Raw genomic sequence first — 21,170 nt, forward strand, 5'->3', positions numbered from 1 at the left:
TTACCCGGCCTACGAATAATCAAAACGGAAACAGCATCGGGATCAGCACCACGCACACCACCATCACCATCAGCGTGAACGGTACGCCAATTTTCACGAAATCACTGAAGCTATAGTTCCCCGGCCCCAGCACCAGAGTGTTAACCGGGGAGGAGACTGGGGTCATAAAGGCTGCCGACGCTGCCATAGCTACCATCATGGCAAAGGGGTACGGTGAAACGCCCATCGATTTGGCCGTTGCTAGCGCAATGGGGGCCATCAGCACCGCCGTGGCAGTATTAGAGATAAACAGCCCGATGGTGGCGCACATGATGAACAGGCAGAGCAGCATCATGTATGGCCCATAGCCGCCACCAAACTGCATCAGTCCCTTCACCACCAGATCGACGCCGCCGGTTTTTTGCAGCGCCAGGGCGAACGGCATCATACCCACGATAAGAATGATGCTCGGCCAGTGGATCGCTTTATAGGCGCTGGCGGCATCAATACAGCGAAATTTGCCCATTAACAGGCAGGCGATAATCGCCGCCACCGGGTTTGGGATCTCATCGGTTAGCATCAGGGCGACCATCAGCAGCAGGCAGAAGATGGCGTGGGGAGCCTGGCTGTGGGCAGGCGAAGCGTCCCCGGCCTCGATGGGCATATTCAACACCACAAAATCGCGCCCTTTCTGCGCCAGCTGGCTAATCAATTTCCAGTTGCCGACTACCAGAAAAATATCCCCCAGCTGTAGAGGCTCATCCCCCACCGGCCCGCTAATCGCGCTCCCGTCACGCTTAATACCGACCATGTTCAGACCGTAACGGGTACGAAAGCCGATTTCGCGCACGGTTTTACCGATCAGCTCCGAGTCAGGGATCAGCGACACCTCCGCCATCCCGACGTCCAGCGCCTGGTCGGAGAAGTACTCGCCACGCAGGATCATCGGCTCCAGCAGCTGCTCGCTGCAAAACTCGCGTAGATCGACCTCGGCGGCGGACATGTCGATCAGCAGCACGTCCCCGGCGCGAAACTCCGATACGCCGTTGACGTTAACGATCACCCGGCGAAAACGACGCCAGCGTTCAACCCCAATGACGTTGGCCCCGTAGCGCTCCCGGAGTTTGAGATCGTCGAGGCGCTGACCAACCATCGGCGAGCCGGGGCGGATAGCCAGCCGCCGGGCGCGCCCCGCCAGACGATACTCTTTGATCAGATCGCGGAAGGTGCGCCGCTTCCAGCCGTCATGCGGCCCCGTCTGCCCTTCGCTCTTCAGAGCAAAGCGCATCACCAGCATATAGATGATGCCCAGCAGCAGAATAGTCAGCCCCAGCGGGGTGACGCTAAAGAAGCCGAAGCCCGGCAGCCCCTCGCGCAGCAGCTCGCTGTTTACCACCAGGTTAGGCGGCGTGGCCACCAACGTCATCATGCCGCTGATGAGGCCAGCAAAGCTCAGCGGCATCATCAGGCGCGACGGGGAGATCTGCATCCGCATTGAGACGCTGAGCACCACGGGAATAAAGATAGCGACCACGCCGGTAGAGCTCATAAAGGCCCCCAGCCCGGCAACGGTGAGCATCAGCAGCACCAGCATCTTGATTTCACTGCTGCCCGCTACGTTCACCAGCCAGGCACCCATGCTGGTGGCAACCCCGGTACGCACCAGGCCGTCGCCGATAATAAATAGCGCGGCGATAAGAATAACGTTGGGATCGCTAAAGCCAGAGAAGGCCTCGCTGAGGGTCAGGGTGCCGCTCAGGCTGAAGGCAACGATCACCAGCAGTGCAATGGCGTCCATGCGCACCTTGCCGGTGGCAAAGAGTACGACGGCAATGGCCAGCAAACACAGCACCCAAATCAGTTCACCGTTCACAACGTATCCTTGTTAATTGCGGGGATAGCGGAAGTGTGCCATAAAAAAGCCCCGCTCAGGCGGGGCTAAATCAATAGGATGAGCGGTTGTTACCCATTTTTGCTTATTTGCGCGCTGCCGTCGGCCTGACGGGTCACGGCGATCTCCTCCAGGCTGTGCAGGACGAAATCGGCATCGCTCAGGCAGGGCGTCTCCGCCGGGGCGTTAACGGCAATCATGTGGCAGCCAGCGGCGAGGCCGGAGAGGATCCCGGCGGGTGCATCTTCCACCACTACGCAGGCCTGCGGCGCAAGCCCCAGCAGCTCCGCTCCCAGCAGATAGGCATCCGGCTCCGGTTTGCCCCGCTTAACCCGCTCGGCGGTAACAAAGACCTCCGGCAGAGGCAGGCCCGCTGCCCGATGGCGGGCGCGGGCAACAGGCATCGATCCCGAGGTCACTATCGCCCACGGGATCGCCAGCTCGTTAAGCCGATTGAGGAGCGCCACCGCGCCGGGCAGCGCCACAATGCCGGTGGTGTCACTCGCCTCTATCTCCTCCAGGCGGGTAAACTCGGCGGCGATCTCCGCCTCGCTGCGTCCCGCCATAAAGTGACGTAGCGAGGTAATCGCCTGCTTACCGTGGATAAAACCCAGCACCTCGTCGTGAGAAAGATTGAAGCGATCGGCCCAGTTGCACCAGGCTCGCTCTACGGCTGGCAGGGAGTCCACCAGCGTACCGTCTAAATCAAACAGGAAACCCTGACACTGCACGGCGGCCCCCATCAGGCGTTAACGATCTGGTTAATTTCATTTGCACTCAGGTGGTACTGGCGCGGACAGGCGTGCCAGGCTCCCAGCATACGCTGATATTTTTCCCACATTGGCGTCTGGGCATTGAAGCCGTGGGTTCCGGCATCAAAATGGGTGTAGCGCCCTTCGGTGTTGACCATAAAGCGCACATAGCTCAGGTAGCGCGCCTCGGTGGCGGCATCGAAGCCTAAAAACGTGACCCGGCGCTCGTCGATGGACTGGGTATCTTTCAGGTTGGCCCAGGAGACGTGCAGCGCGTGGTACATCTCCATGATGTCGATAACGGTGCGGCAGGTCTCCTCCGGCAGCTCGCCAAACTCGCGGTCCAGCTCGCGCATTTGCAGGCCAAAGCCGCGTTCGACGATGGTTTGCAGGCGGCGGTAGCGTTCGGCGTTGGTGGGATCGAGCATCGTCATCATTTTGTACTGATTGGATAAAATCAGCCGTTGGGCATTGGTCATTTCCATCTTACACTCCCGTATCATGTCGGAAAAAAAGAGGCACATAAATTATGTGCCTTCTTTTATATGTGTAATCGGGGGTGAATTACAAATCATCAAGGAAAGTTTTGTCGAGCTGACCAAATGCGCGCTTAAGCGTGTCAGCTAAGGCTTGATAATCCGGCTTGCCGGTGACCGGGGCCATTGTCTGGCCCGCATCCTGTAATTTACCGCGTACCTCATAGAACCACTGCAAAATACCCGGCGGCAGCGGCGTAACGGAGCGCTTGCCCAGCCACCACAGCCCCTGTAGCGGCAGGCTCAGGGCAAAAAGCGCGGTAGCCACCGCAGGACCCAGCTGGCCGCCAAGGGCTATTTGCCAGCAGAGGGTAAAGACGGCGACGGGGGGCATAATGCGGATCGCGTAGCGGGTAGCACGAATGACACGGTTATCAATAAAGACGGGAGCGAGGCTTTTTTCCATAGGCCAGGTCTTCGAATAGTGCTGACCCAGGCGAAACAAACTGAAAAAGCTCACAGGGCGATTCTCAGGAGTGTTCATGGCGTTACCTCAACTTCACATATAAAAATTAAAAAATTTGTGCAAAACAACAACTGCTCATGACAACGTTCAAAATATTTTGTCATCGCTACCCAGTATCGGGTATTCTGTGCCCGCCTGAGTGGGCCTTAGACGCAGAACGTCATGTCGTCAACGTAACGCCCAGTATGCCACTTCCTCACATGGGGTCAAAATGGCATAAACTCAACAGTATTCTCTTTCATCGTGCCAAAAAATCGTTCTGGCATGATGTTAATCATAAATGTCAGCGTCAACATGCGCTACGCTGAAAGACTCACTGACGTTTTTTTAGCCACGTATCAAAAATAGGTACTTCCATGTCGAGTAAGTTAGTACTGGTTCTGAACTGCGGTAGCTCCTCACTGAAATTTGCAATCATTGATGCAGTAAACGGTGAAGAGTACCTCTCTGGTTTAGCCGAATGCTTCCATCTTCCAGAAGCGCGTATCAAATGGAAAATGGACGGTGGTAAACAAGAAGCTGCTTTAGGTGCAGGTGCCGCTCACAGTGAAGCACTGAACTTTATCGTTAACACTATTCTGGCACAAAAACCAGAACTGTCTGCACAGCTGACCGCAATTGGTCACCGTATCGTGCACGGCGGCGAAAAATACACCAGCTCCGTGGTTATCGACGACTCCGTTATCCAGGGCATTAAAGACTCCGCCTCTTTTGCTCCGCTGCATAACCCGGCTCACCTGATCGGTATCGCTGAAGCGCTGAAATCCTTCCCGCAGCTGAAAGACAAGAACGTGGCCGTGTTTGATACCGCGTTCCACCAGACTATGCCGGAAGAGTCCTACCTCTACGCCCTGCCGTACAAACTGTACAAAGAGCACGGCGTTCGCCGCTACGGCGCACACGGCACCAGCCACTTCTACGTGACGCAGGAAGCAGCAAAAATGCTGAACAAGCCGGTAGAAGAGGTAAATATCATTACTTGCCACCTGGGCAACGGCGGCTCCGTTTCTGCTATCCGTAACGGCAAATGCGTTGATACCTCTATGGGTCTGACCCCGCTGGAAGGCCTGGTGATGGGTACTCGCTCCGGTGATATCGACCCGGCTATCATCTTCCACCTGCACGATACCCTGGGTATGAGCGTGGAAGAGATCAACAAAATGCTGACCAAAGAGTCCGGCCTGCTGGGCCTGACCGAAGTCACCAGCGACTGCCGCTATGTTGAAGACAACTACGCGAGCAAAGAAGACGCTAAACGTGCAATGGACGTTTACTGCCACCGCCTGGCGAAGTACATCGGCTCCTACACCGCGCTAATGGAAGGCCGTCTGGACGCGGTTGTCTTCACCGGTGGTATCGGTGAGAACGCGGCGATGGTTCGCGAACTCTCCCTGGGCAAACTGGGCGTGCTGGGCTTTGAGGTTGACCACGAGCGTAACCTGGCTGCCCGCTTCGGCAAATCTGGCTACATCAACAAAGAGGGTACCACCCTCGCGATGGTCATCCCGACCAACGAAGAGTTGGTGATCGCCCAGGACGCCAGCCGTCTGACTGCCTGATTCCACACCGCCAGCCCACGCTGGCGGTGCTGTTTTGTATCGCGCCAAATTATTGGCGGTAACGAAAAAGAGGATATACCGTGTCCCGTATTATTATGCTGATCCCTACCGGAACCAGCGTCGGCCTGACCAGCGTCAGCCTGGGCGTGATCCGTGCTATGGAACGCAAAGGCGTTCGTCTGAGCGTCTTTAAACCTATCGCCCAGCCGCGTGCCGGTGGCGATGCGCCAGACCAGACCACCACTATCGTGCGTGCGAACTCCAATCTGCCTGCCGCTGAGCCGCTGAAGATGAGCCACGTTGAGTCTCTGCTCTCCAGCAACCAGAAAGACGTGCTGATGGAAGAGATTATCGCCCGCTACCACGAGAGCGCGAAAGACGCAGAAGTGGTACTGGTTGAAGGCCTGGTCCCGACCCGCAAACACCAGTTTGCCCAGACGCTGAACTTCGAAATCGCCAAAACGCTGAACGCTGAGATCGTCTTTGTCATGTCTCAGGGTACCGATACCCAGGAGCAGCTGAAAGAGCGTATCGAGCTGACCCGCAACAGCTTCGGCGGTGTCAAGAACACCAACATCACCGGCGTGATCGTTAATAAACTGAACGCCCCGGTTGATGAGCAGGGCCGTACCCGTCCGGATCTCTCTGAGATCTTCGATGACTCCTCCAAAGCAAAAGTGATCAGCATCGATCCGGCGCAGCTGAGCGAATCCAGCTCCCTGCCGGTGCTGGGCGCAATCCCGTGGAGCTTCGATCTGATTGCCACCCGTGCAATCGATATGGCGAAACACCTGAATGCCACCATCGTTAACGAAGGCGATATCAATACCCGCCGCGTGAAGTCTGTGACCTTCTGTGCCCGTAGCATTCCGCACATGCTGGAGCACTTCCGTGCAGGCTCCCTGCTGGTGACCTCCGCTGACCGTCCGGACGTGCTGGTTGCCGCCTGCCTGGCCGCGATGAACGGCGTTGAGATCGGCGCGATCCTGCTGACCGGTGCCTATGAGATGGACGCTCGCGTGGCTAAGCTGTGCGAACGCGCCTTTGCCACCGGCCTGCCGGTATTCATGGTGAACACCAACACCTGGCAGACCTCGCTGAGCCTGCAGAGCTTCAACCTGGAAGTGCCGGCTGACGACCATGCGCGTATCGAGAAAGTGCAGGAGTATGTAGCAGGCTACGTTAACGCTGACTGGATCGAATCCCTGACCGCGACCTCCGAGCGTAGCCGCCGTCTCTCTCCGCCTGCGTTCCGCTACCAGCTCACCGAGCTGGCGCGCCAGGCTGGCAAACGCGTTGTGCTGCCGGAAGGTGACGAGCCGCGTACCGTTAAGGCCGCGGCCATCTGTGCCGAGCGCGGTATCGCGACCTGCGTGCTGCTGGGTAACCCGGATGAGATCACCCGCGTTGCGGCCTCTCAGGGCGTTGAGCTGGGCGCTGGCATCGAAATCGTTGACCCGGAAGTGGTGCGTGAAAGCTACGTTGCCCGTCTGGTTGAGCTGCGTAAGAGCAAAGGCATGACCGAAGCCGTTGCCCGTGAACAGCTGGAAGACAACGTGGTTCTCGGCACCCTGATGCTGGAGCAGGACGAAGTTGACGGTCTGGTTTCCGGTGCGGTTCACACCACAGCGAACACCATCCGTCCGCCGCTGCAGCTGATCAAAACGGCACCGGGCAGCTCGCTGGTCTCCTCCGTGTTCTTCATGCTGCTGCCGGAGCAGGTTTACGTTTACGGCGACTGCGCAATCAACCCGGATCCGACCGCTGAACAGCTGGCCGAAATTGCGATTCAGTCCGCTGACTCCGCGGTTGCCTTCGGTATCGAGCCGCGCGTAGCCATGCTCTCCTACTCTACCGGTAACTCCGGCGCGGGTAGCGACGTAGAGAAAGTGCGTGAAGCGACCCGTCTGGCGCAGGAGAAACGTCCTGACCTGATGATCGACGGCCCGCTGCAGTATGACGCCGCGGTAATGGCTGACGTCGCGAAATCCAAAGCGCCGAACTCACCGGTTGCTGGTCGCGCTACCGTGTTCATCTTCCCGGATCTGAACACCGGTAACACCACCTACAAAGCGGTACAGCGCTCTGCCGACCTGATCTCCATCGGGCCGATGCTGCAGGGTATGCGTAAGCCTGTGAACGACCTGTCCCGTGGCGCGCTGGTTGACGATATCGTCTACACCATCGCCCTGACCGCGATTCAGTCCTCTCAGCAGCAGTAAGCTGATACCTCGCTGCTTAAGGGTCATGGCGCTTCCATGGCCCTTTTTTTTGGTGCAAATTCGCCCTCCTCCGCTTCTTCTATTAGGGTTAACAGGAACGATTTAACCTGATAACGGGAGAAAGCATGACGCAATCTGCAACCGGCCACGATAACGACTTCACGTTACTGGATCGCTACTGGCGCGCCGCAAACTACCTCTCCGTCGGCCAGATCTACCTGATGGATAACCCGCTGCTGCGTGAGCCGCTTAAGCCGGAACATATCAAGCCCCGCCTACTCGGCCACTGGGGCACCACGCCAGGGCTTAACTTTATCTACGCACACCTTAACCGCGCCATCCGCCAGCGCGATCTGGATATGCTCTACGTCTGCGGCCCCGGCCACGGCGGGCCTGGCATGGTGGCGAACACCTGGCTTGAAGGCAGCTACAGCGAAATCTATCCCGATATCAGTGAAGACGCGCCGGGGATGCAGAAGCTGTTTAAACAGTTTTCTTTTCCCGGCGGCATTCCCAGCCACGCCGCGCCGGAAACGCCCGGCTCGATCAACGAAGGGGGTGAGCTGGGCTACTCCCTCTCCCACGCCTTCGGAGCGGTGTTTGATGCCCCCGACCTAATTGCCGCCTGCGTGATTGGCGACGGTGAAGCCGAGACCGGCCCGCTCGCCGCCAGCTGGCACGGCATTAAGTTTCTCAACGCCGCCCGGGACGGGGCCGTACTTCCTATCCTGCACCTCAACGGCTACAAGATCGCTAACCCAACCCTGCTGGCGCGCACCAGCGATGAGGATCTTACCCAGCTGTTTCGCGGCTACGGCTACGATCCGGTCTTTGTCAGCGGTCATGAGCCGGAGAAAATGCATCCGCAGATGGCCGAGGCGCTGGATAACGCCCTGGATAAGATCCGTGATTTCCAGCAGCGCGCCCGTCGGGGTGAAGCCGCTGAGTCGATACCGCGCTGGCCGATGATTATCCTGCGCAGCCCCAAAGGGTGGACCGGCCCGCAGACCGTCGACGGTAAAAAAGTCGAAGGCTTCTGGCGTGCGCATCAGGTGCCGGTCTCCTCATGTCGGGAAAACGACGAGCATCGACAGATCCTTGAGCGCTGGATGCGCAGCTACCAGCCGGAAGATCTCTTTGACGAGCAGGGGCGGCTTAAGCCCGAGCTAAAAGCGCTGGCCCCCGAGGGTGATAAGCGGATGGGTGCTACCCCCTGGGCCAACGGCGGACGGCTCCGGCGCGAGCTGGTGACGCCCGAGCTACGCGAGTTTGCTCTTGATATTGCCTCCCCCGGCGAGACCCAGGCGCAGTCTACAGAGGTGCTGGGGCGCTACCTGCGCGGCATCTTTACCCACAACCCGGACAACTTCCGCCTCTTTGGTCCGGATGAGACCGCCTCCAACCGGCTGGGGGACGTGTTCGATGTCACTAACCGCACCTGGGAGGGAGAGATTGAGCCTTACGATGAGCAGCTCGCCCCGGACGGCCGAGTGATGGAGATCCTCAGCGAGCATCAGTGCCAGGGCTGGCTGGAGGGCTATCTGCTCACCGGTCGCCACGGCCTGTTTAACTGCTACGAGGCTTTTATCCACATCATTGACTCGATGTTCAACCAGCACGCCAAGTGGCTGAAGGTAACGCGCAAGCTGCCGTGGCGTGAACCCGTCGCCTCGCTGAACTATCTGCTCTCGTCCCACGTCTGGCGTCAGGATCACAACGGCTACAGCCATCAGGATCCCGGCTTTATCGATCACGTCGCCAACAAGAAAGCCGATATTGTGCGCATCTATCTGCCACCGGATGCTAACACCCTGCTTTGGGTGGCCGATCACTGCCTGAAAACCTGGGATCGCATCAATGTGATCGTTGCGGGTAAGCAGCCGGAACCGCAGTGGCTTACCATGGAGGAGGCGGCGAAGCACTGTGAAGTGGGGATGGGCATCTGGCCTTGGGCGGGCAACGAAGAGCCGGACAGAACGCCGGACGTCGTGATGGCCTGCGCCGGGGATGTCCCTACCATGGAGGCGCTGGCAGCGGTGGATCTCCTTCGCGGCTACCTGCCGGATCTCAGCGTGCGGGTGGTAAACGTGGTCGACCTGATGGCGCTACAGACCCAGGATCAGCATCCGCACGGGCTGAGCGACGAGGCGTTTGAGGCTATCTTCACCGCTGATAGGCCGGTGATCTTCGCCTTCCACGGCTACCCGAGCCTGATTCATCGTCTGACCTATCACCGTAATAACCATCGCAATTTCCACGTACGCGGGTTTATGGAGGAAGGCACCACCACCACACCGTTTGACATGACGGTGATGAACGAGCTGGATCGCTTCCATCTGGCGCAGGAGGCGATCCTGCGGGTAGAGACGCTGGCGGGCAAGGCCGATGCGATCCTTGACGATTTACAGGAGAAGATCGCCGAGCATCACCGCTACGTGCGCGAACACGGGGAAGATCTGCCCGAGGTACGCAACTGGAAGTGGCCCTCGCAGCAGGGCAGCGGCGACGTGCCGGAGTAAGTTAAGGCATTAAAAAAGCCGGCCACTGCATGGCGTGGCCGGCTTGATACTTCTATACAGGCCTACTCGGTTTCAGCCAGCTTAAGCGTATCGTTGTTGGCGTTGCGGCTCATCCACAGCGCCAGCGCCTTGAGTGAGTCCGGCGTGAACTCATCGCAGCGGGCGGTGATCTCTTCCGGCGTCATCCAGATCGCCTCGCTGACCTCATCCTCCTGCAGGGCAAAAGGCCCGTGGGAGACGCAGCTGAATAGCCCACCCCAGACGCGGCAGTGATCGTCTTCGTAGTAGAACTGCCCATGCTCGGCAAACGGCACACCGGCAATGCCCAACTCCTCTTCCGCTTCACGCCGTGCGGATTCCAGCATCCCCTCGTCCGCCTGCACTACGCCGCCCGCCGTCGCGTCCAGCAGGCTAGGCAGGTAGTCTTTTGTTTCGGTGCGACGCTGCACCAGAATTTTTCCCATGCCGTCATGCACGACAATGTAGGTGGCGCGATGGCGCAAACACTGCGCGCGCATCTGTTCGCGACTTGCCTGCGCGATCACCTCGTTGTCCTCATTGACGATATCCACCCACTCCGTGCCTGTAAAATGACTCTGTTCCACCATCGGAAAAACCTTCTCTGCTTAGCGCTCTGGTGGCGCGTTTCTGGTTGAGAGCTAACTTACGGATTAATGGCGACCTCTGCAATAATCCGTTGATCGTTCAGTGCGATTACGCGAAAAATACCGTCCTCAAACATACCGTAGCTCGCGGCGAAGCCCCCCTTCGGTATGCTCACCGAGCCGGGGTTGAAGTGAATAATCTCGCCGCGCTTTTCCGCCACCGGAATATGAGTATGACCAGAGATTAATACATCGCCAGCGGCGAGCGGTGGTAAATTTTCTGCATTATAGAGATGGCCGTGAGTCAAAAACAGCCGGGAATTATCCAATAATACCTGCTGCCAGGGGGCGGTGATGGGAAACGTGAGCAGCATCTGATCCACTTCGCTGTCGCAGTTGCCGCGCACAGCGATGATTCGCGACGCCTGGGTGTTCAGCCGCTCGGCCACCTGTGCAGGCGCATACCCCTCCGGCAGCGCATTGCGCGGCCCGTGATTGAGCAGGTCGCCAAGGATCACCAGCCACTGCGCGCCGCTCTCGGCAAACAGCGCCAGCACACGCTCCGTCGCTGGCAGTGAGCCGTGAATATCGGAGGCAAACATCAGCTTCATCGCTTACACCCTTATCGTAAAGACATCCGCTCTATCATAATGGATCTGCCTGCGCTAAGCAGCTTCAGCGCACCGCAGAAAGTGCGATATAGCGCTGGACGGAGGAGCGCTGCCACTGGAAGGTGGCGTAGTCTGCCAGGCGCTCCGGAACCTCGTCGCCGTTTAGCACCAGTCGGTTGAGCATCAGCGCCAGATCGGCGTCGGCAATGCACCACTCGCCAAACAGGTTGGGGTTGCCGTGAGTTAACAGCGCGCCGGCGATGGTAAACAGTTTTTCAGCGCTCTGCTGGCCCGCCTCGCTGAGCGGCCCCTTCTTCGCACCGGCGAAGATCACGTCCGTTGAACGCTCCTCGCGAATGGGCATCAAATCGCTGCGCAGCCAGGCCTGGATCTGCCGCGCCCGGGCGCGCTTCTGGATATCGTGGGGATAGACGCGCTCCCACTCCGGCGGCGCAAAGCGCTCTTCAAGATATTCGCTAATCGCTGAGGATTCTGTCATCTCAAAGCCGTCAATCTCCAGCATTGGCACGCGGCGGCTAAGGCGATAGCCTTTCCACTCTGGGTGCAGGTGCTCCCCGCTGTTGAGATCGATGGTCTTCAGCGTAAACGGCAGCCCCTTTTCGTGCAGGGTGACGTATACCGACATGACGTAAGGAGAGAAAAAGTCCGCATCAGACCACAACGTTATTGCTGGCTCGCCCATGGTATCCTCATTGAATTGTCGAATTTCATCTAAAATATAGCGTCCTGTGCGGGCTGTCACTGCCTGAAAATTCCGCATACCCCGGCAGCGCCTATACTCCTGTGTGCGACTTTATTCCCAGACAGGAGTTGAGATGATCGATCTCTATTACGCCCCTACCCCTAACGGGCACAAAATTACGCTGTTTCTGGAGGAGGCGGAGCTGGATTACCGCCTGATCCGCGTCGATATCAGCAAAGGCGATCAGTTCCGCCCCGATTTTCTGGAGATCTCGCCGAATAATAAAATTCCGGCCATCGTTGACCATGCCCCTGCTGACGGTGGCGCGCCGCTTAGCCTGTTTGAGTCTGGAGAGATCCTGCTCTATCTGGCGGAAAAGAGCGGCAAGTTACTCAGCGGCGAGCTGCGTGAGCGGCATCTGACGCTGCAGTGGCTCTTCTGGCAGGTGGGTGGCCTGGGTCCAATGCTGGGACAAAACCACCACTTTAACTACTTTGCCCCCAAGCCGGTGCCCTATGCTATCGAGCGCTTTCAGGTTGAAACGCAGCGTCTCTACAGCGTGATGAACAAGCGGCTGGAGCGCGTGCCCTGGCTGGGGGGTGAGCACTACAGCATTGCCGATATCGCCGCCTGGCCGTGGATTAACGCTCACGAACGCCAGCGGATCAACCTCGCCAGCTACCCGGCGGTGAACAACTGGTTCGAGCGCATTCGTACCCGGCCGGCCACCCTGCGTGCGATGCAAAAAATTACGCAGAGCTAGCCTACGCGCCCGCGTAGGCGGGCCGTTTAACCTCGTGTATGATAACTCCGTTCACTACACAGAGGGAGTTTGCTATGTCGCAGCCAGACGCTGTCATTAGAATAAAAAATTTGCGCCTGAGAACCTTTATCGGCATCAAAGAAGAGGAGATTGCCAATCGTCAGGACATTGTGGTCAACGTGGCGATCCACTATCCCGCAGACAAAGCGCGGGCCAGCGAAGATATCAACGATGCGCTGAACTACCGGACAATCACCAAAAATATCATTCAGCATATTGAAAACAATCGCTTCTTCCTGCTGGAAAAATTAACCCAGGATGTGCTCGATATCGCACGCGAACATCACTGGGTCACATATGCTGAAGTAGAGATCGATAAACTTTACGCGCTACGGTATGCCGACTCGGTGTCAATGAGCATGAGCTGGCGACGATAAGCGCAGCCCCGGAGGTTGCATGAGGATTTTGATTACCGGCGGTACCGGCCTGATTGGCAGCCATCTTGTGCCCCGCCTGCTGGCGCTGGGGCATTCAGTGACGGTGATCACCCGCAACCCCGAGCGGGCGCGTCAGAAGCTGGGCAATGGCGTCACCTTCCGCCAGGGGCTTGACGATCGCCACGATCTTAACGACATCGATGCGGTCATTAACCTGGCGGGGGAGCCTATCGCCGACAAGCGCTGGACCGAGGCGCAAAAAGCGCGCCTGTGCAACAGCCGCTGGCAGATCACCCAGAAGCTGGTGGATCTGATCAAAGCCAGCGCCACGCCCCCTTCGGTGCTGATCTCCGGGTCGGCGACGGGCTACTACGGCGATCTCGGCGAGGTGGTGGTTACCGAAGAGGAGCCGCCACACAACGAGTTTACCCACAAGCTCTGCGCCCGCTGGGAGCAGATCGCCTGCGGCGCGCTGAGCGATCGCACCCGCGTCTGCCTGCTGCGTACCGGCGTGGTCTTCGCGCCGAAAGGCGGCGTGCTGGCGAAGATGCTGCCGGTGTTCCGCCTCGGCCTCGGCGGCCCGATCGGCAGCGGACGGCAGTACCTGGCCTGGATCCATATCGATGATATGGTCAACGGCATTATCTGGCTGCTGGATAACGACCTGCGCGGCCCCTTTAATATGGTCTCCCCCTATCCGGTGCATAATGAGCGCTTTGCCCACGCTCTCGGCCATGCCCTGCACCGCCCTGCCTTTATTCGTGCACCAGCCAGCACCGTGCGGCTGCTGATGGGCGAATCCTCGGTGCTGGTGCTCGGCGGCCAGCGCGCCCTACCCAAGCGCCTGGAGGCCTCCGGGTTTGGTTTTCGCTGGTACGATCTGGATGAGGCGCTTGCGGATGTCTTGCGCTGAATCGTTAAAATAAATAGCACCATTTTATCATTCTGGTGCTAATGTAAATAACCTATTCACCAGATTAATGATTTCAATGCCTACGCTGACGACTTCACGCCTGATCCTCTCCCCATTTCAGGAGTCTGACTGGCCTTTTTTCCTGCGCCTGCGCCGCGATCCGGCGATTATGCGCTTTATGGCGGATATTGCCTCACAGGAGGATATTCGTCGGGTATTTGACGCACGCTTAATCGATACAGGAGCCTTTGTTATTCGCCAGCAGGGAATAGCGACCCCGGTCGGGGATATTGGCTTGAACAGGTCAGCGGAAAATCGGCAGGAGGCAGACGTCGGCTATAGCATTGCCACCTACGCCCAGGGGCAGGGCTACGCCAGCGAAGCATTGAATGCTGTCTGTCACTACGCGTTTAACGAGGCGGACATCACAGCGCTGAACGCATGGGTGCTGGCGGGCAATACGGGTTCACAGCGCGTGCTGGAGAAGCTGGGGTTTAATCGGGTGGAGATGCTGCAGAAGGTCTATCGTCTGAACGGCGTGTTTCACGATGACTGGGTCTACCGTCTGACTGCGCAGGAGTTTAGTTCAGCCCTCCCCGGTTAAGGAGAGGGCCGGAAGGCTACTTCAGCGAACCTTTCAGGAACTGCTGCAGGCGGGGGCTTTGCGGATTGTCGAACAGCGCCTCCGGCTTGCCCTCCTCCTCAATTTTCCCCTGATGCAGGAAGATGACGTGGGAAGAGACATGACGAGCAAAGCCCATCTCATGGGTCACCACCACCATGGTTTTCCCCTCCTCCGCCAGCTGCTGCATGATGCGCAGCACCTCACCCACCAGTTCAGGATCCAGCGCCGAGGTCGGCTCGTCAAACAGCAAAACCTCAGGCTCCATCGCCAGCGCGCGGGCAATAGAGACGCGCTGCTGCTGGCCGCCGGAGAGGTGCACCGGGTATTTAGCCTGAGCGCGCTCGTCGATGCCTACCTTCGCCAGATACTTCACCGCCCGCTCACGGGCCTCCTGCTTGCTTAGCCCCAGCACCTGAATCGGCGCTTCCATCACGTTCTCCAGTACCGTCATGTGGCTCCAGAGGTTAAAGTGCTGGAATACCATGGTCAGGCGGGTGCGCAGCAGGCGTAGCTGATGTTTGTCAGCCACCTTCAGCTGGCCGTCTTTATCCCGCACCAGGGTGATATTCTGCCCACTAACCACAATCGTGCCTTCGCTTGGCTTCTCGAGGAAGTTGATGCAGCGCAGAAAGGTACTTTTGCCGGATCCGGACGAGCCGATAATGGTGATCACATCGCCCGCGTTAGCCTGCAGCGATACCCCTTTCAGCACCTCGTGTTCGCCGTAGCGCTTGTGCAGATCTGTAACGTTTAATTTATTCTCGGACATCGTATTCTCAGTGCGTCGAAGAAGGTTTCACATGCTTCAGCCAGCGTTTTTCCGCTTTGCGGAACAGGCTGATCAGAACATAGGAGATAATCAGGTACAACACGGCGGCAATACCAAACGCGGTAAAGGGCTGGTAGGTGGCCGAGTTAATATCACGGGCAATTTTCAGCAGATCCGGCACGGTGGCGGTAAAGGCCAGCGCCGTGGAGTGCAGCATCAGGATCACTTCGTTGCTGTAGGCGGGCAGCGCGATGCGCAGCGCCGACGGCAGAATAATGCAGCGGTACATCTTCACCGATGAGAAGCCATAGGCTCGCGCTGCCTCAATCTCACCGTGCGGTACCGAGCGGATCGCCCCGGCAAAAATCTCGGTGGTATAGGCGCAGGTGTTAAGGGTTAACGCCAGTACCGTACAGTTCAGGCCGCTGCGGAAAAAGGCGTTCAGCAGCTCCGTGCCCTTCACAATCTCCAGCGTGTACATCCCGGAGTAGAAGACCAGCAGCTGGACATAGAGCGGCGTACCACGAAAAACGTAGGTAAACAGCCAGATCGGAAAGCGGATAAATTTGTTGCTGGAGACGCGGCCGATGGCGAGAAACAGCGCGAGGATGCCGCCCATCACTACCGATGCGATCAGCAGCCAGAGGGTGATCGCCACGCCGGTAAAGCGATAGCCGTCGGTCCACAGCAGGGAGCGCCAGTACTCCTGAATAATCTCGATCACAGGTCAGCCCTCTTCACGCCCACGGAGTAGCGGCGTTCGAGCAGAAGCAGCACACCATTAGAGACAGTGGTAAATACCAGGTAGATAAGCCCGCAGACCACGGCAAAGTAGAATGGCTCCCAGGTGCTTTTCCCGGCGAGCTGGGTGGCTTTCACCACGTCTTCAAGGCCCAGCAGCGACACCAGCGCGGTAGCCTTGAGGATCACCTGCCAGTTGTTACCAATGCCCGGCAGGGCGTAGCGCATCATGGCCGGGAAGAGAATGCGGCGAAAGGTCTGAGCGCCGGTAAAGCCAAAGGCGGTCGCCGCCTCGATGTGCCCTTTCGGCACGGCCATAAACGCCCCGCGAAAGGTTTCAGTGAAGTAGGCTCCGTAGATAAAGCCGAGGGTGATGATACCGGCGATCATCGGATCGATGTCAATCTGCGCCATGCCAACGGCGTCGGTGATGCTGTTGAGCGCGATTTGCAGCCCGTAGAAGATGAGCAGCATCAGCACCAGATCGGGCACGCCACGGATAAGCGTGGTGTAACCTTCAAAAAGAGTGGCCAGCAGGCGGTTGTGTGAGAGCTTAGCCCCCGCCCCGGCGAGGCCTATCAGCACGGCCAGTACAACCGAGCTGAGCGCCAGCTCCAGCGTGACGACAGCGCCCTGGAATATAACTTGAGAAAACCCGTACAGCATGCAGCCTGCCCCGTGGTGTGTAGTGTCTGCCGTGTCTTTTCCCCTCCCGTCATGGGAGGGGCCGCACGTTTGTCACAGGTGGGGATTAGCCACCGTAAACATCAAAATCGAAATACTTTTTCGCCAGCTTTTCGTAGGTACCGTCGGCACGCATATCGGCAAAGGCTTTGTTCAGCGCTTCGCGCAGCTCGTTGTCCTCTTTGCGAATGCCCATGCCGGTACCAACGCCAAACAGCTTCTCATCTTTGATGGACGGGCCACCAAATTTGTACTCTTTGCCCGCCGCAGTTTTCAGGAAACCTTCGCTGGCGGCCACTTCATCCTGGAACGCGGCGTCGATGCGGCCCGCGGTCAGGTCGGCATAGATAGAGTCCTGGCCCTGGTAGGAGACGATCTCCACCCCTTTCGCCGCCCAGTGCTCGTTGCCGTAGGTCTCCTGCGTGGTGCCCTGCAGAACGCCAACGCGCTTGCCTTTCAGGGTCGACAGGTCCGGCTGGATGTTAGACACTTTCGCCACCACCAGTCGTGAATCTGCCGCATAAAGCTTGTCAGTAAATGCGATCTCCTGCTGACGCTTCTCGGTGATCGAGAGCGACGACATGATGGCATCGATTTTCTTGGCTTTCAGCGAGGGGATCAGCGCATCCAGCGGGTTCTCGATGAAGGTACACTGGGTATTAATGCGTTTACACAGCTCTTTAGCCAGATCGATATCAAAACCGATTAATTCACCCTGCGCATTCTTCGATTCGAACGGTGCGTAGGTGGGATCGGTGCCAATGCGCAGTTTTTGCGGAATGGCAGCAAAGGCGCTGGACGCGCTGGAAAGAGCAAGCACCAGAGAAAGCGATAATACCAACTTATTCATAAACATCCTCAACTGACGGTCTTATAACGGGATTTTGAACAGAATACGGTACGGCTATCGTGCCATTATTCGGCCCGGCAAGGCAAAATATTCTACCCTGCCGGACGATTTTTTTTGCAGCGCCACTGCTTAACTATGCTGATTTATGTCCCGTTGCCTTACAAAAGCACGTTCACCGCACCGCCGTAAGGCATCAACCGTATCAATGCACCACGCTGACTCACCATCATGGTGCACCGCGCCTGCTTGTTAATCGCCGTAGACGTTAAAGTCGAAGTATTTTTTCGCCATCTTGTCGTAGGTACCGTCCTTACGGATCTCGCCTAAGGCTTTATCGAACGCAGCCTTCAGTTCGGTATCATCTTTGCGCAGGCCAACCCCGGTACCGTCACCGAAGAAGTTTTTATCTTTTACCGACGGACCGGCGAAAGCGAACTCTTTCCCGGCAGGCTGTTTGAGGAAGCCTTCACTGGCGGCAACTTCATCCTGCAGGGCAGCGTCCAGACGACCAGCGGCGAGATCGGAGTAGATCAGATCCTGGTTCTGATAGGCAACAACATCAATGCCTTTGCTACGCCAGTTAGCGTTGCCGAAGGCCTCCTGGGTTGAACCTTGCAGTACGCCAACGTGCTTGCCCTTCAGCGACTCAATGGTCGGCTGGATCGGTGAGCCTTTGGCCGCGATCAGACGTGAATCCGCCGCGTAGAGCTTGTCAGAGAAGGCGATCTCCTGCTGGCGCTTTTCGGTAATAGAGAGAGAAGAGATAATGGCATCAATTTTCTTGGCTTTCAGGGAGGGGATCAGCGCATCAAAGTCGCTGCCCACCCAGGTGCACTTAACCTGAATACGTTTGCACATCTCGTTACCGAGGTCGATATCAAAGCCGACAAACTCACCCTTCGCGTCTTTTGACGAGAATGGCGCATAGGTTGCGTCCGTACCAATGCGCACGGTCTGGGGAAGCGCAGCGTAAACGCTGGCGGCGCTGGAGAGTCCCAGCAGTAAAGAGAGAGCTACAGCCGTCTTCTTCATACATTACCCTCGAGTTTCTGATTTTATTATCTATTGCGTGTTGTTGTTATATAACGTTGTGTTGTGTTACCCGCTGATGCTTGCACGTCTTATGCCACTTTCTCATGACCCATAATAATCGCCGTAAGAAATGTTAATAAAAGGTTGCAGCATTACCGTTAGGGTGAAAGATAGCAGGTCTGCTAAATGAACCGCAGCGTTACAAACTGAAAACAGCGGTTAAATGTCGAGGATATGATCGCGCTTGCAGATTTGCCCTGAAACAGGGCAATCCAGGTGTGATGCACTATTTTGACGCAGCGGGTCCCTGCCAGCGGGTAAAGAGATCTTCCGGCAGGTCAATGTCGAACTGATCGATCACACGGTTAACCGTCTGGTTGATGATGTCATCGAGGGTCTGCGGGCGGTGATAGAAGGCCGGAACCGGGGGCATAATTGCTGCACCCAGCTCCGCCGCCTGGGTCATCAGCCGCAGGTGGCCAAGATGCAGCGGGGTCTCGCGCACGCAGAGTACCAGCGGGCGGCGCTCTTTCAGCACTACGTCAGCCGCCCGGGTCAGCAGGCTGTCGGTGTAGCTGTGAACGATGCCGGAGAGCGTTTTAATGGAACAGGGAAGGATCACCATACCGGCGGTCTTGAACGAGCCAGAGGAGATGCTGGCGGCGATATCACGCGAGTCGTGGACCACGTCGGCCAGGGCCTGCACGTCACGCAGGGAGAGGTCGGTCTCCAGCGCCAGCGTCTGGCGGGCAGCGTTGCTCATCACCAGATGGGTTTCCACATCGGCCACGTCGCGCAGCACCTGCAGCAGACGCACGCCGTAAATGGCCCCGCTGGCACCCGAGATGCCAATAATCAGTCGTTTCATATTCCCGTCCTTTTACTTACGTGAGAGGACTTTGCCGGATTATGGCGGGCGTTGCAACGTTGAAGCGCCCTGCGAACGCAGGGCGCGAGAGAGGATTAACCCTCGTTATGCATCTCTAAGCTTTCGAGATCGTTTTGCATCTGCACGGCTTTGACATCGTCATTGCGCAGGGAGTCAAGGTAGTCGAGATACTGCTGGTTAACGTCTTTGGTCACGTAGATCCCGTTGAACACCGAGCACTCAAACTGCTGGATATCCGGGTTCTCGGCACGCACGGCGTCGATGAGATCGTTGAGGTCCTGGAAGATCAGGCCGTCAGCACCGATGATCTGGCGGATCTCGTCCACTTCACGGCCGTGGGCGATCAGCTCGTTCGCGGTTGGCATATCGATGCCGTAGACGTTCGGGAAGCGAATCTCCGGTGCCGCAGAGGCGAGGTAAACCTTCTTCGCCCCGGCTTCGCGTGCCATCTCGATAATCTGCTCTGAGGTGGTACCGCGCACGATGGAGTCATCCACCAGCAGCACGTTCTTATCGCGGAACTCAGCGCGGTTAGCGTTGAGCTTGCGGCGTACGGATTTACGACGCAGCTGCTGGCCTGGCATGATAAAGGTGCGGCCAACGTAGCGGTTCTTCACGAAGCCCTGACGGTAGGGTTTATCCAGAATGTGGGCAATCTCCAGCGCGATGTCGCAGGAGGTCTCCGGGATTGGGATCACCACGTCAATGTCGAGATCTTCCCACTCGCGGGCAATCTTCGCGCCCAGCTTTTTACCCATATTAACGCGGGCGCTGTAGACGGAGATCTTATCGATAAAGGAGTCCGGACGGGCAAAGTAGACGTACTCAAACAGGCACGGGTTGCTGACCGGGTTATCGGCACACTGGCGGGTAGAGAGCTGGCCCTTTTCGGTGATGTAGACCGCTTCGCCCGGCGCGACGTCACGCAGGAACTCAAAGCCCAGCGTATCCAGCGCCACGCTCTCGGAGGCCATCATGTACTCGGTGCGGCCGTCGCCGATATCGCGCTTGCCCAGCACCAGCGGACGGATACCGTTGGGATCGCGGAAGCCGACCATGCCGTGGCCGATAATCATTGCGATGCAGGCGTACGCGCCGCGGATCTGGCGGTTGGTCGCGGCAATAGCGGCAAAAATGTTATCCGCCTCTAACGGGTAGTGGCGGAAGTTATCCAGCTCGCTGGCGAAAATATTGAGCAGGATTTCAGAATCGGAGGTAGTGTTGATGTGGCGACGCTTCTCCTGGAACAGCTTCTTACGCAGCTCGTGGGCGTTGGTCAGGTTGCCGTTGTGGGCAAGCGTGATGCCATACGGCGAGTTGACGTAGAAGGGCTGGGCTTCCGAGGCGCTGGAGCTGCCTGCCGTTGGGTAGCGCACATGGCCGATACCCATGTTCCCCTGGAGGCGCTGCATATGGCGGGCTTCAAATACATCGCTAACCATCCCGTTCGCTTTACGTAAACGGAAGCAGTTGTTTTCATCGATAGTGATGATGCCTGCGGCATCCTGACCACGGTGCTGGAGCACCGTTAACGCGTCATAAATCGACTGGTTTACCGGCATAACACCGGCGATACCGACAATACCGCACATACGTCTCTTTCCTCGCTAGGCCACATCGCAGG

The 21,170-nt window shown here is 57.7% G+C and carries 21 protein-coding genes; 7 read left to right on the forward strand and 14 right to left on the reverse strand.

What is annotated here, in order from left to right; translation table 11 throughout:
• Window positions 1-19: 19 nt before the first annotated feature.
• The 4 genes from RTM13_RS12280 to yfbV form a co-directional block, all read right to left on the reverse strand.
• Window positions 20-1,852, reverse strand: coding sequence for an SLC13 family permease (locus tag RTM13_RS12280; RefSeq protein ID WP_312212284.1), 1,833 nt, complete (start codon window positions 1,850-1,852; stop codon window positions 20-22).
• Window positions 1,853-1,941: 89 nt separating this feature from the next.
• A complete protein-coding gene (locus RTM13_RS12285; RefSeq protein WP_312212285.1) occupies window positions 1,942-2,613 on the reverse strand; it encodes a sugar phosphatase in 672 nt (223 codons plus the stop codon).
• Window positions 2,613-3,107, reverse strand: a complete 495-nt coding sequence (locus RTM13_RS12290) for a YfbU family protein (protein WP_103818998.1) — start codon at window positions 3,105-3,107, stop codon at window positions 2,613-2,615. The genes RTM13_RS12285 and RTM13_RS12290 overlap by 1 nt, the downstream gene beginning before the upstream one ends.
• Window positions 3,108-3,186: 79 nt before the next feature.
• Window positions 3,187-3,642 carry a terminus macrodomain insulation protein YfbV gene (yfbV, locus tag RTM13_RS12295; RefSeq protein WP_312212286.1) on the reverse strand — a complete coding sequence of 152 codons (456 nt, stop codon included), beginning with the start codon at window positions 3,640-3,642 and terminating at the stop codon, window positions 3,187-3,189.
• A gap of 338 nt (window positions 3,643-3,980) precedes the next feature.
• Here yfbV and ackA point away from each other — a divergent pair, with 338 nt between their 5' ends.
• From ackA to RTM13_RS12310, 3 genes are all read left to right on the forward strand, one after another.
• Complete coding sequence (gene ackA / locus RTM13_RS12300; protein WP_312212287.1) at window positions 3,981-5,183, forward strand: acetate kinase; 1,203 nt, start codon at window positions 3,981-3,983, stop codon at window positions 5,181-5,183.
• Window positions 5,184-5,263: 80 nt separating this feature from the next.
• On the forward strand, window positions 5,264-7,405 hold the full coding sequence (gene pta, locus RTM13_RS12305; protein ID WP_312212288.1) for a phosphate acetyltransferase: 2,142 nt from the start codon (window positions 5,264-5,266) through the stop codon (window positions 7,403-7,405).
• 125 nt (window positions 7,406-7,530) lie between these two features.
• Window positions 7,531-9,924: a phosphoketolase family protein gene (locus RTM13_RS12310; protein ID WP_312212289.1), complete on the forward strand. Its 2,394-nt coding sequence runs from the start codon at window positions 7,531-7,533 to the stop codon at window positions 9,922-9,924.
• Window positions 9,925-9,986: 62 nt separating this feature from the next.
• Here RTM13_RS12310 and yfcD read toward each other — a convergent pair whose 3' ends face one another.
• From yfcD to yfcF, 3 genes are all read right to left on the reverse strand, one after another.
• A complete protein-coding gene (gene yfcD / locus RTM13_RS12315; RefSeq protein ID WP_312212290.1) occupies window positions 9,987-10,532 on the reverse strand; it encodes an NUDIX hydrolase YfcD in 546 nt (181 codons plus the stop codon).
• A 56-nt stretch (window positions 10,533-10,588) separates the two neighbouring features.
• The gene (gene yfcE / locus RTM13_RS12320; protein WP_312212291.1) at window positions 10,589-11,140 is read right to left on the reverse strand and encodes a phosphodiesterase; all 552 of its coding nucleotides are present in this window, start codon (window positions 11,138-11,140) and stop codon (window positions 10,589-10,591) included.
• Window positions 11,141-11,204: 64 nt separating this feature from the next.
• Window positions 11,205-11,843, reverse strand: a complete 639-nt coding sequence (gene yfcF, locus RTM13_RS12325; RefSeq protein WP_312212292.1) for a glutathione transferase — start codon at window positions 11,841-11,843, stop codon at window positions 11,205-11,207.
• A gap of 133 nt (window positions 11,844-11,976) precedes the next feature.
• On the opposite strand from yfcF, the gene yfcG reads away from it, so the two are divergent.
• From yfcG to RTM13_RS12345, 4 genes are all read left to right on the forward strand, one after another.
• The gene (gene yfcG, locus RTM13_RS12330) at window positions 11,977-12,606 is read left to right on the forward strand and encodes a GSH-dependent disulfide bond oxidoreductase (protein WP_312212293.1); all 630 of its coding nucleotides are present in this window, start codon (window positions 11,977-11,979) and stop codon (window positions 12,604-12,606) included.
• 74 nt (window positions 12,607-12,680) lie between these two features.
• On the forward strand, window positions 12,681-13,043 hold the full coding sequence (folX, locus tag RTM13_RS12335; RefSeq protein WP_312212294.1) for a dihydroneopterin triphosphate 2'-epimerase: 363 nt from the start codon (window positions 12,681-12,683) through the stop codon (window positions 13,041-13,043).
• Window positions 13,044-13,062: 19 nt separating this feature from the next.
• Window positions 13,063-13,956 (forward strand): TIGR01777 family oxidoreductase, encoded by an 894-nt coding sequence (locus RTM13_RS12340; protein ID WP_312212295.1) that lies wholly within the window; start codon window positions 13,063-13,065, stop codon window positions 13,954-13,956.
• A gap of 76 nt (window positions 13,957-14,032) precedes the next feature.
• Window positions 14,033-14,560 (forward strand): GNAT family protein, encoded by a 528-nt coding sequence (locus RTM13_RS12345; protein WP_312212296.1) that lies wholly within the window; start codon window positions 14,033-14,035, stop codon window positions 14,558-14,560.
• Between the two features lie 16 nt (window positions 14,561-14,576).
• On the opposite strand, the gene hisP is transcribed toward RTM13_RS12345, so the two are convergent.
• From hisP to purF, 7 genes are all read right to left on the reverse strand, one after another.
• Window positions 14,577-15,350 (reverse strand): histidine ABC transporter ATP-binding protein HisP, encoded by a 774-nt coding sequence (gene hisP / locus RTM13_RS12350; RefSeq protein ID WP_312212297.1) that lies wholly within the window; start codon window positions 15,348-15,350, stop codon window positions 14,577-14,579.
• A 7-nt stretch (window positions 15,351-15,357) separates the two neighbouring features.
• Entirely contained in the window at window positions 15,358-16,074 is a 717-nt protein-coding gene (hisM, locus tag RTM13_RS12355) for a histidine ABC transporter permease HisM (RefSeq protein ID WP_312212298.1), read from the reverse strand.
• Window positions 16,071-16,757, reverse strand: a complete 687-nt coding sequence (locus tag RTM13_RS12360; protein ID WP_312212299.1) for a histidine ABC transporter permease HisQ — start codon at window positions 16,755-16,757, stop codon at window positions 16,071-16,073. The genes hisM and RTM13_RS12360 overlap by 4 nt, the downstream gene beginning before the upstream one ends.
• A gap of 85 nt (window positions 16,758-16,842) precedes the next feature.
• Entirely contained in the window at window positions 16,843-17,625 is a 783-nt protein-coding gene (gene hisJ / locus RTM13_RS12365) for a histidine ABC transporter substrate-binding protein HisJ (protein ID WP_312212300.1), read from the reverse strand.
• Window positions 17,626-17,874: 249 nt separating this feature from the next.
• Window positions 17,875-18,657, reverse strand: coding sequence for a lysine/arginine/ornithine ABC transporter substrate-binding protein ArgT (gene argT / locus RTM13_RS12370; protein ID WP_144816928.1), 783 nt, complete (start codon window positions 18,655-18,657; stop codon window positions 17,875-17,877).
• Between the two features lie 286 nt (window positions 18,658-18,943).
• Window positions 18,944-19,525, reverse strand: coding sequence for a UbiX family flavin prenyltransferase (locus tag RTM13_RS12375; protein WP_312212301.1), 582 nt, complete (start codon window positions 19,523-19,525; stop codon window positions 18,944-18,946).
• Between the two features lie 95 nt (window positions 19,526-19,620).
• A complete protein-coding gene (purF, locus tag RTM13_RS12380) occupies window positions 19,621-21,138 on the reverse strand; it encodes an amidophosphoribosyltransferase (RefSeq protein ID WP_042389531.1) in 1,518 nt (505 codons plus the stop codon).
• Between the last annotated feature and the right edge of the window lie 32 nt (window positions 21,139-21,170).

The sequence above is a fragment of the Pseudescherichia sp. genome, from assembly GCF_031979925.1.
GTDB lineage: Bacteria > Pseudomonadota > Gammaproteobacteria > Enterobacterales > Enterobacteriaceae > Pseudescherichia.